The sequence below is a fragment of the Blautia sp. HCP28S3_G10 genome, assembly GCF_052065235.1.
Lineage (GTDB): Bacteria > Bacillota > Clostridia > Lachnospirales > Lachnospiraceae > Blautia_A.
In genome coordinates, this window is sequence record NZ_JBQHUL010000062.1 from 1 (window position 1) to 10,250 (window position 10,250).

At 38.9% G+C, this 10,250-nt stretch carries 9 protein-coding genes and 2 pseudogenes; 1 reads left to right on the top strand and 10 read right to left on the bottom strand.

Annotated elements, in window-relative coordinates:
- Window positions 1–183: 183 nt before the first annotated feature.
- From ACTNB8_RS15585 to ACTNB8_RS15630, 10 genes and pseudogenes are all read right to left on the bottom strand, one after another.
- Window positions 184–342 carry a rubredoxin gene (locus ACTNB8_RS15585; protein ID WP_005426676.1) on the bottom strand — a complete coding sequence of 53 codons (159 nt, stop codon included), beginning with the start codon at window positions 340–342 and terminating at the stop codon, window positions 184–186.
- Window positions 343–432: 90 nt separating this feature from the next.
- Window positions 433–796: pseudogene (locus tag ACTNB8_RS15590) on the bottom strand (desulfoferrodoxin family protein).
- A gap of 9 nt (window positions 797–805) precedes the next feature.
- Window positions 806–1,762: an L-lactate dehydrogenase gene (locus ACTNB8_RS15595; protein WP_441056005.1), complete on the bottom strand. Its 957-nt coding sequence runs from the start codon at window positions 1,760–1,762 to the stop codon at window positions 806–808.
- 15 nt (window positions 1,763–1,777) lie between these two features.
- Window positions 1,778–2,320, bottom strand: coding sequence for a rubrerythrin (gene rbr, locus ACTNB8_RS15600; RefSeq protein ID WP_441056012.1), 543 nt, complete (start codon window positions 2,318–2,320; stop codon window positions 1,778–1,780).
- Window positions 2,321–2,338: 18 nt separating this feature from the next.
- Window positions 2,339–2,826, bottom strand: a pseudogene (locus tag ACTNB8_RS15605) (flavin reductase); the annotation flags it as partial.
- The gene (locus ACTNB8_RS15610; protein ID WP_441056006.1) at window positions 2,819–3,226 is read right to left on the bottom strand and encodes a Fur family transcriptional regulator; all 408 of its coding nucleotides are present in this window, start codon (window positions 3,224–3,226) and stop codon (window positions 2,819–2,821) included. The gene ACTNB8_RS15610 and the pseudogene ACTNB8_RS15605, both read right to left, overlap by 8 nt.
- Window positions 3,227–3,506: 280 nt before the next feature.
- Window positions 3,507–4,763 (bottom strand): RNA-guided endonuclease InsQ/TnpB family protein, encoded by a 1,257-nt coding sequence (locus tag ACTNB8_RS15615; RefSeq protein WP_441056007.1) that lies wholly within the window; start codon window positions 4,761–4,763, stop codon window positions 3,507–3,509.
- 55 nt (window positions 4,764–4,818) lie between these two features.
- On the bottom strand, window positions 4,819–5,229 hold the full coding sequence (gene tnpA / locus ACTNB8_RS15620) for an IS200/IS605 family transposase (protein WP_441056008.1): 411 nt from the start codon (window positions 5,227–5,229) through the stop codon (window positions 4,819–4,821).
- 635 nt (window positions 5,230–5,864) lie between these two features.
- Window positions 5,865–7,055: an MFS transporter gene (locus ACTNB8_RS15625; protein ID WP_441056009.1), complete on the bottom strand. Its 1,191-nt coding sequence runs from the start codon at window positions 7,053–7,055 to the stop codon at window positions 5,865–5,867.
- A 29-nt stretch (window positions 7,056–7,084) separates the two neighbouring features.
- Complete coding sequence (locus ACTNB8_RS15630) at window positions 7,085–8,257, bottom strand: uroporphyrinogen decarboxylase family protein (protein ID WP_441056010.1); 1,173 nt, start codon at window positions 8,255–8,257, stop codon at window positions 7,085–7,087.
- Between the two features lie 147 nt (window positions 8,258–8,404).
- On the opposite strand from ACTNB8_RS15630, the gene ACTNB8_RS15635 reads away from it, so the two are divergent.
- A complete protein-coding gene (locus tag ACTNB8_RS15635) occupies window positions 8,405–9,916 on the top strand; it encodes a PucR family transcriptional regulator (protein ID WP_441056011.1) in 1,512 nt (503 codons plus the stop codon).
- The last annotated feature ends 334 nt before the right edge of the window (window positions 9,917–10,250 follow it).

Here is a 10,250-nt window from a genome sequence, read left to right on the forward strand (position 1 = left end):
AGTGAAAAACTCCAATCTATCAAAAATCGCATGTGAATTATAGTGAATTACTCCAACTCGCAAAGGGCTGGAGTAATTTTATATCTGACCGCATCATTATTTGGCGGTTACCAATAAAAAACCCTGTTGCTCACGCACCAGGGTTTTGGTTTATCCATCCGCATTTAACAAAAGATTAGGCTTCTATTCAACTTCTGAAAACTCATCTTTTCCAACATTACATAATGGGCATTCAAAATCTTCCGGAACATCTTCCCATTTTGTTCCTGGTGCAATACCACCTTCTGGATAGCCCTTCTCCTCATCGTATTCCCATCCGCAAACATCACATACGTATTTCATTCGTTGTTCCTCCTTGTAAATATATTAATACACAGCCTATATTACTGTTATATTTGTGTTGTTCTGTAACCTTAATATGTATAAATGCTTTTAGCATTTCCATAATCCATGCAGGTTACAATATGCATATACTTCTTCTACCTGTTCACCATCGCAAAGACAAAAATCTGCTACCGGCTCCTGCCCTGGATTTAACTGTTTTCTGTATATTCCCTAGTTTGTATTTAATGTAATCCACTCAATGAAATGCTCTTCAATCATTGGATGTTTTGTCTCTCCGACCACGACATGAACATGACTGTCTTCTATCGTATATACAGGTACATGCTTCTCGACAGCAGCATCTGTCACTCCGGCTTTTAATTCCTGAATAGGTTCTCCGCAACAAATTACAGGTACACCCTTATCCTTTACCTTTTCAACAATGCTTACAAATATAATACCTTACTTCCATGTGTAAAATTTATAATTCAATTGTCTCCATAATCTTTTTCAATGAATCTGCAGATTTCTTAAGCTTTAACGCTTCCTCGCCACTTAAATTAATAGGTATATCAGACTCAATACCATCTGCACCTACAATAGCTGGCATACTTAACGATACTCCGTCAATATCATATACTCCATGAATCATGTGTGATACAGGAAGTATTGATTTTTCATCTCTCATAATCACTTCGCAGATTCTTTTTACAGACATTGCAATTCCATAATATGTAGCGTGCTTTTTGTTTATAATCTCATAAGCACTGTTCTTGACTGCTGTAGCTATTTCTGCCGTGTTTTCCTTGTACTTGTAATGTCCACGCATTTCACACATTTCACTTAATGGAACACCAGATACATTGGCTGATGACCATGCTACAACTTCGCTGTCTCCATGCTCACCTACTATAAATGCATGAACACTCCTGCTGTCCACAGATAAATGCTCACCAAGCTTATATCTTAATCTGGCACTATCTAACACAGTACCCGATCCAATAACCCTGTTTTCTGGAAGTCCTGATAACTTTATGGCTACCTGAGTCAGGATATCTACCGGATTCGCAACTACAAGCATGATACCTGCAAAATTTCTCTTTGCTATTTCAGGAATGATTGACTTAAATATTGCTACATTTTTATTTACGAGATCAAGCCTTGTCTCTCCCGGTTTCTGTCCCGCTCCGGCAGATATGACAACAATTGCAGCATCAGCCACATCATCATAATCTCCGGCATATATTTTCATCGGACTTGCAAATGGAATACCATGACTGATATCCATCGCTTCTCCTTCTGCCTTGTTCTTATCTGCATCGATAAGGACAATCTCTGTAAACAAGCCACTCTGCATCAGAGCAAATACCGATGCAGAACCAACAAAGCCACAGCCTATCATTACTGCTTTTTTTGAATTAATCACTTTCTTCTTCATAATAATCTCATCTCCTTAATAATTCTCTTCATGTACTTCAAAATAGCTCTGTGGATGATTACATACCGGACATACTTCAGGCGCCTTAGTTCCTACCACAATATGTCCGCAGTTACGGCATTCCCATACCTTAACTTCGCTCTTTTCAAATACCTGTGAAGTTTCAATATTCTTAAGAAGTGCACGATATCTTTCCTCATGGTGCTTCTCAATCTCACCTACTGCCCTGAATTTTGCTGCAAGCTCAGGGAATCCTTCTTCCTCAGCTGTTTTAGCAAAGCCATCATACATATCTGTCCACTCATAATTTTCGCCTTCTGCCGCTGCCGCCAGGTTTTCCTTTGTATCACCAATTCCTGCTAATTCCTTGAACCACATCTTTGCATGTTCTTTCTCATTATCTGCAGTCTTTAAAAACAATGCTGACATCTGCTCGTAACCTTCCTTTTTTGCTACAGAAGCAAAAAAGGTATACTTATTTCTTGCCTGTGATTCCCCTGCAAATGCCTCCTGTAAATTCTTCTCTGTCTGTGTTCCTGCATATTTGTTTGCTGCCATCTCTTTTACCTCCGTTTTCTTTACTACTTTTTCAAAATCTGATGCCGGGTACTTGCACAAAGGACATATAAAGTCATCTGGTAATTTCTCGCCTACATATTCATATCCGCAAATTCTGCAACGCCATATTGTCTGACTGTCCTCTGTTTTAGTAACTGTCACAGAAATGTATGCATTTGTACCTTCTGTAATATAATAAATACCATTTGTGCCCCTGGCACACTGCTCAAATGCTTCAAACTTATTGGTATCTCTTCCTGATTGGAAGCCAAAATGTTTGAACAATTCAAATTGTGCCTTCTGACTTAAGACTGATACAGTAAATTTTCCGGTTCTTTGAATCATATCATGCGTATAATTTGCTTATTTACACAGATACTTAACTGGTTTGGTTCCGAAGCTGCCTGAATGGCTGTATTAATGATGCATCCGTTATTTTTTTCTGCTTCTTTAGCGGCCAATATAAACAGTCCATAACTCAACTTATACATTGCTTTCCTATCCATGCTGTTTCTCCTTTACCTTCTCCCTGCATTTCGAGCAAATGCCTTTAAATGAAATATCATAATCCACAAATTCAATTCCATGAGTGTTATGAATTCTTTCCAGCAAATCCGGTATTGGATCCATATCCACATCAAAAACTTCACCGCACTTTATACATCTTACATGGTAATGATTTTTCAATGTAAAATCAAATCGGTTCGGTCCATCCGGAACTTCAACCTTTCTTAATGCACCTTCCTCTACCAATATATCAAGATTTCTATATACAGTTCCTTTTCCAATTGCTGGATATGCTTCTTTTATAAATTCATACACTTCATTTGCCGTAACGTGTCTTCTCATTTCGTATACGGTATTTCTTACAAGATCTTTTTGAATGGTATTTCTCCTACTTGTCATTCGTCCTCCTTATTAGGATTAGTTCCTAATAAGGATTATATGCCACTATTATCCTGTTGTCAATAAAAATAGTAATAATTCTCTTTATTATAAAAACTGCCAAACTGAGCATCTTTTACCTGAATAACTATTTTATTTCGCGTTCAAATACATATTCTGAATCTGAAGATAAATCAGACGTGAACTACTCGGCAACTGAGTTACCAGAACATCTGAAATCTGGCGGGATACCGCCTTTTTTCAGGGTGCGTCCATGACACCAATACTGCTTGCCTTTCGGCTATGCAGCTACTTTTATTATTTTTGGATTTTTCAGTCCGGTTACGGACAGTTCTTTTTGCTTTCCGGATAGGGAAAGATATTTCCGCAGGATATTAAATGCGCCTACTGCATCTGCATTATATCTTACTCCGTCAGTTATATACACGCCCCGTTCTTTTCGATTTGATGCTTCTGCATATCTTTTTGATACTTCTGGTGATAACGGGCTGCACTGGCTGGTATAGCTTTCTTCCTGCTTTATCAATTGTATCCCATACAGTTTCAGCTTATATTCCAGCATGATATACAGCCTGTTATATGGCAGTCCGTGAAACTTCTGGTTGGTCTTATGCCCCATATTTTTCTCTTTACGGATGTTTCGGATGTCTCCCACAACCACACAGCGGATATCTTCTTTTTTACAGTATTCTGCAATCCATCTGGTCACTTTGTGAAGATAATCCTTCACTGCATTCTGCTTTTTCCTGTAAAGTCTCCGAATATGTTTCGATGATTTTGGATATTTTATTCCTCTTTCCGACTGCTGTGCATACCATACGGACTGCGCTCTGGCGATCTCTTTATGAAAATATCTTTCCAATGAAAGGTATTTCCTTCCCAGTATAAAAGTCCTGCCATTTCCGGAATCATAACAGGTCATCAGATTATGGAGTCCAGGATCAATAGATAAATAATGACCATTCTGAGAAAGCTGTTCCGGCTCTTCAATCTCATAAATGACAATAAGGTCGCACTTTCCGTTTTTGGGTGGATAGATCCGCAGCTGTTTTATACGATCCATGTTCCTGAAAATCTTATTTTCAAGATATAGAAATTTTTCATGGATTCCATAGGTTTCTTCCATATAGCTTTTCAGATCTTTTGGCAGAGACAGACGCAGCTGGTCTGAGCCTTTCTCATGCCGGATCCCCATCTGCATGTATGTGACCGGTATATTGTCCTGTTTAAAACGGGGCGGATTTGGCTCTTTGATCCCTCCGGTCTTTTTCAGGACATAAAAAGATTTCCATGCTTTATCCAGCTGCTTGCAGGTCTCCTGCGCTGTCTGTGCCGGCAGCTGTCTGTACCACAGATCTCCTTTATGTGCTTTTTTCTGATAATACCAGTCAGGATACTTTTCCAGTCCCAGCTCTTTATAATGATGGCGTTCATAGTTGCAGACATTCCAGAGTTTGGAAGCCGCATAACACATATGCCCTATAATGTTAGAGTATTCCGTACAGATCTTTAACGATGCTCTGTGTGACAGCCGCATTCCTCTCCCCTCCTTCAGACAGCTATACAGATGAATCTTTACACTCCACCCTGATTTAATACGATTTGCTCTGATGTTCAATATAACGGCGGATATTTTCTTCAGATACAGATCCGATTGTCTCCACATAATAGGAATGGTTCCACAGCTCTCCCTTCCATAGCTGGTTTCTTATTTCCGGAAAACGTTTGAATAATTTTCTGCCGGTGATCCCCTTCAGATATTTGACAATTTCTGTTATAGACAGCTTTGGTGGAGCTGATACAAAACAATGGACATGGTCACCTTCACCACATTCAAATAAATGAACGGCAAAGCCCTTGTCCTCAGCAATCTGCTGCACCAGTTCCTGAAGGTATTCTTCAATTTCTGGTTTTAATATTTTCCGTCGGTATTTCACCGACCATACCATATGGTAGTTAATATTACATACACAAGTTCTATAATGTATTAGATTTTCTTTCATACATATAGTATAACATAATGAGTGGAAATGCACAATAAGAATCGAACATATTTTCGATTAATTGTATGCCGGTTACGGCATTAATGTCAAGCTTAATATCAAAGGGGGAAAAGGGATTATTATATTATTTCAATGTGCAGATATGCACAATTCTACGCTTTCATCTCGGTAATTGAATTGCCAAGGATTCCCGCTTATCGTCCTAAAAGAATGGCTTGGCATCGAAATTAACCCGGCTGAGCTGGATACAGAGCTATCCGAGCTGCCAGGCCTGCTCTCCTCCTACCAGCAGCTCAGAAACGCCTGGCACAATATCCATCATGTGGAACCAGATAGCATAACCCCGTTTCAGATTCAGGAAAAATACGGCTTCGACTGGCGATATCAAGAGTATGTCCTCGATCCATGTGAGGACAATGAACAGGACGCTGATTCTACTGCAGAGCCTGCGCAGACAAACGAAGTACAGACACTGTCTAAAAGAATTATAGAACAAAATAGAGAGACCTATGATTCGCTGGCCTCATCAGACAAAGAGAGGCCGGAGTGATCCGACCTCTTTTCATTATTCTTCAATATTTAAAATCAATATATAGAATAGATAAAGTTCAATCTGTTTTCAACAATATTACACTTTATGATTCTTTTCGTTTTAATAATTCAGGAAGCATCAAAATCACTGCAGCACAGATAATCATGGTTGCTCCTGCCATAAAAAAATAACTTTTAAAATCTGTTCCGGCAAGTGGTGTAATGATATAAGTTGGAATCACTACTGCACCAATTAATTCCAGTGTGGCAATAATTCCTGTTGCTGTTCCTGCGTATTGAGGTCCAATTTCCGGAAGAAGTGCCGGAAAGGACATAAAAGTTGGCATCATTGCTCCGAAACAGAAACCTGTTGCGCCAAGCGTAATCACTATACCAATTGGTTGAGATGACCAGGCGATTGCGGAACATACTGCCACAATCAGACTGAATATCAGAAGACACGGTTTCATCTTTCCTATCCTTGCGATCAGAATGGTTCCTGCCAATGAACCCACCATGTTTCCCACTGTCAGCGCCGCTGTCAGCATGCCTGCCGTCTGAATAGAAATTCCTCTGGATTCTATTGCTGTAGGCAGAAAAGAAGTCAGACATACATTACATCCCATTATGCACATCAGGCAAATTCCAACCAGCCATACATTTTTACTCTTTACAGATGCTATAAAAGCTTCTTTTGCAGAACGGTTCTCAGCAGTCGAATTATTTTCGCCGGTATTTCCATCTTTCATAAAAAGAATCCAAAGTACAAGAATTATTGTTTCAAACACTGCTGACACAATAAATGCTGATTTCGTTGATGGAAAAAATGCTGTTGTAGCTGTACCAAATGTCATTCCCAGTGTGCAGCCTACCATGGTTACACCCATAATCGGACCGATTTTTTCAGGTGCAAACCAGCCACCAATGATTTTTGACATATTAATATTCAGAAATGTAATTCCAAAACCAGACAGTACCATTGCAGTGTACATAGGCAGGTAACTTCCGGCAAAAGGTCTGATCCAAAGCCCTACAGCCATGATTACAAGACCGACAGAACATATCTTTTTGACGCCAAACTTATCTGACAAAATTCCTGCAATAATTCCAAGAAAAATAGCTGAAAGCATTGGTGCTGAAAAGATGCTTGAAAACTGAACTGGTGTCATTTCCAGTTCCTGCATAAGTTGTGGTGCCAGTGGCGACAGCTGGTACTGAAAATAATTACCGCAAAACAATCCAAGAAACAGAATCACTGCCACTACACGACCATAACCAGTATTTGTTTGTTTCATGCTTTTCCTCCTTCCAGTCATGGACTTTTCTAATCTTCTGCATCCTGATAAGCAATACGGCTATATTCATAGACAGCATCTGCAAAAATTGGATATAACGAAGAATCATGCCCCGGTTTTCCGTCCAGTGAAACATCCTGACAGAATAAAACACCTTTATCTTTGTATTTCTCCACAAACTCATATGCAATTTTTCTAATCTCTTCCGGTGTGGAGCCTGTCGGAAGAATCGGGCTGCTTACAGCAAATGTAATGTGTTCATCTTTATACTTTTCAATAAGTGCATCTACGTCATTGATAGCGGCCTGCGGAAACCAGAAATCTTCTCCGGTCATTACCATTGCCGGTACCAGTCTCTCAGCTTTTCCGCAGCAGTGATGTTCAAAAATAATATCATTTGCATGACAGAAATCTACGATCTTTTTCATTGGTGGAACAAAAAATTTGATTGCTGTATCCAGTGAAAAAAACGGACCATTTTGTGTTCCCCAGTCATCATGAAGCATAACACTGTCTATATGACATACTTTGATGACGCGACCGATATAATCAACATACATATCTGATAATTTATCTAAAAATGCAATCACATCCTCTTCTACATCTTCATCCACTAATGCCATGGCAGCATTGTCCACATCCATCAGACACATCATTCTTTCCCAGAGTCCCAGCTGAATACCCAGCTGATTGGCCTTATCAGTACCAAGATATTCTTTATTCATTTCTCCCATTTCCTGAAAATCAATTTCATCAAGATCCGGCCATTTGATTACTTCTCTCCATTCTGAAATATCCGGCATGATTGGATTTCCTGGTCTTGTCGTTGCACCTGCAGATAAAGGTTCCCACTCCAGTTCAAGACCAAACCATCCCTTCGTTGTCTTCGGACGCTTGGAATAGTCAATATATGGTCCTCCATCCAGACACTGGTGATGTGCAATGCAATCTGGTGTCTGTCTTGGGCGAAATTCATTGATATCACAGAACACCCATCCATTATTTACCATCCAGTACGGTGTTTCACCTCTGAATAACATTTTGAAATTTTCTCTCGTATCAATCGGTCTGTAAAATCGCGGATATTCCGGTACTTCAAATAATTTGCTGTCTCCGCCACCGGCAAGTTCCATCCCTTTAATTGCCGGATACATCCCTATAATTTCATGTTCTTTTTCTGCATTATACTTTTCTCTTGACATAGCTTTTACCTCCCTTAAGTAGTCTGCTTTACTCTGTATAAAAAGTATACTGTTTCTTCTCTTTTTCTCGCAAGACAACAAGTAACTTGTATTTTCACAGGTTGAGTGATACAATTTGTTGTATCTAAAATGAGGTGGTGAAATGATATGAAAGTTCCTATTTCCCTTTTGCTCTATAAAATTAAACAAAAAAACAACGCTGTTATCAGCAGAATTTCACAGGATATTTCTGTTGGACCTCCGATCTTTCCTGATAAAGCAGAAAAGAATAAAGAACATATTGTTGTTGTTAGCAACACCCAGATACCACATTTTGTAGCCCATAAGTCATTTCCATTAATTGTTTATGCAGACGTTGATGAAACAGTTCTGCAAAAGACACCAGGGAATTATATTGCCTATCCAAAAGGGTATTCTGTTTTCCAGGTCTTCAATGAACTTACGGAACTGTTTGAGATTTTTGAAAAATGGTATTCAGAACTGGATGATGCATTGAATCAATATTATAGTTATAATGCTATTATTAACAGCTGTGAAATCTTTATCTCTGTCCCGATTGCTCTGGTCGATACACAATTTAAATACGTTTGCTATTCCAAGCGGCTTGCTGCTGTTACAGGATATGACAAGTATGTCCAGAACAATATCTACCTTCCATTGGAAGATATAAACTATCTTAATTCCCTGCCGGATTACAAAGATCTGGAAGAAAAAACAGACGTCTTTCATTATGTTGCTGTAGAAAATCTTCTTCACAAAAATATTTTTTACAATAATACTTATATTGGCCGTCTGTCGATACCATACTCCGACGATCCTGTTGAATGTCAGTGTTATATGCAGATTCTGAATATTCTTTCTCAGTATATTGAGAAACTCTATGATCGTTTTGGTACTTTTCGCCGTCTGGAACCCCATGATACTGAATTGAAAGAACTGCTGACAGATCTTCTCTATAACAGAGCTACTGATACAACCAGTCTTATCAAACTGCTTCATGAAAAATCTTTTCAGGAAAATGACACCTTTCTATTGGTCTGTTTTACTTCTGTATTTACAAATAATAGCGAGGACACTACCATGGCACTGGCAAAACGTCTTGAAATGCAATCGTCAGCTGTAATCTGTCTTCAATTTAAGAACCAGATTATTGCTCTTGTGAATACAGATCTCTATCACCGGTGTTCCACTGACTCTTTTCTGCAAAGTCTGTCTTATTATCTTCGCGACAGCCTTCTGAAAGCCGGCATCAGCAGAGAATTCCACGATTTATCTAAACTTCCGGCTGCATATAAACAAACTCAGATTGCTTTTGAAATCGGTTCAAAACAAAGTTCTACACTTTGGAGTTTTCAATTTGACCATTATGCTTTCGATTATTTTCTTTCCCATGGATTGGATGATTTTACACCGGAACAAATTTGTCATCCTGCCTGCCTGAAAATCAGAGCATACGATGCGCTTCATAATACAGAGCTTGAAAAAACGCTTCGTACTTATATTGTATCATTATATAATTCTTCTGCCTGTTCAAGACTTTTGTACATCAACAGAAGCTCTTTTTTAAAACGTATGGAGCGCATCGCTCAGATTACAAAAATAAATTTTTCTGATCTGAGAGAACGTCTGTATTTGGAACTGTCTTATTCTTTGCTATGAACCAACAGGGACGGAGTCAATAACGTTTAGTTAAGTTTTTTTCAAATCAACCATTGACAAAGGTGTAGAAATGTGCGGCCGCCTTACTGATTACCATAATCAGTAAGAGGCAAAGCGCTGCACAGAAGGTACGGAAAGCGAACGCTTGCTACGCGATTTATTTCGAAAAGGAATTGATGCTGATATACTCCATAAAGTCTTTACATAAAGTCTTTACACAATTGTAAGCGCCAAATATTCCTGCGGATTTCCTAACACTCTGTTTCCCTCTATAATTGTAGGCGAAAGATATTTAGACTATTTCACTACAATTACGGAGGATAAGTTATGGCAA

Excerpts from the sequence above, each read along its gene's own strand:
- ACTNB8_RS15610 (WP_441056006.1), bottom strand. The coding sequence starts at position 3,226 with ATGACAAGTAGGAGAAATACCATTCAAAAAGATCTTGTAAGAAATACC.
- ACTNB8_RS15585 (WP_005426676.1), bottom strand. The coding sequence starts at position 342 with ATGAAATACGTATGTGATGTTTGCGGATGGGAATACGATGAGGAGAAG.
- rbr (WP_441056012.1), bottom strand. The coding sequence starts at position 2,320 with ATGGCAGCAAACAAATATGCAGGAACACAGACAGAGAAGAATTTACAG.
- ACTNB8_RS15630 (WP_441056010.1), bottom strand. The coding sequence starts at position 8,257 with ATGTCAAGAGAAAAGTATAATGCAGAAAAAGAACATGAAATTATAGGG.
- tnpA (WP_441056008.1), bottom strand. The coding sequence starts at position 5,229 with ATGAAAGAAAATCTAATACATTATAGAACTTGTGTATGTAATATTAAC.
- ACTNB8_RS15625 (WP_441056009.1), bottom strand. The coding sequence starts at position 7,055 with ATGAAACAAACAAATACTGGTTATGGTCGTGTAGTGGCAGTGATTCTG.
- ACTNB8_RS15635 (WP_441056011.1), top strand. The coding sequence starts at position 8,405 with ATGAAAGTTCCTATTTCCCTTTTGCTCTATAAAATTAAACAAAAAAAC.
- ACTNB8_RS15615 (WP_441056007.1), bottom strand. The coding sequence starts at position 4,763 with ATGCGGCTGTCACACAGAGCATCGTTAAAGATCTGTACGGAATACTCT.
- ACTNB8_RS15595 (WP_441056005.1), bottom strand. The coding sequence starts at position 1,762 with ATGAAGAAGAAAGTGATTAATTCAAAAAAAGCAGTAATGATAGGCTGT.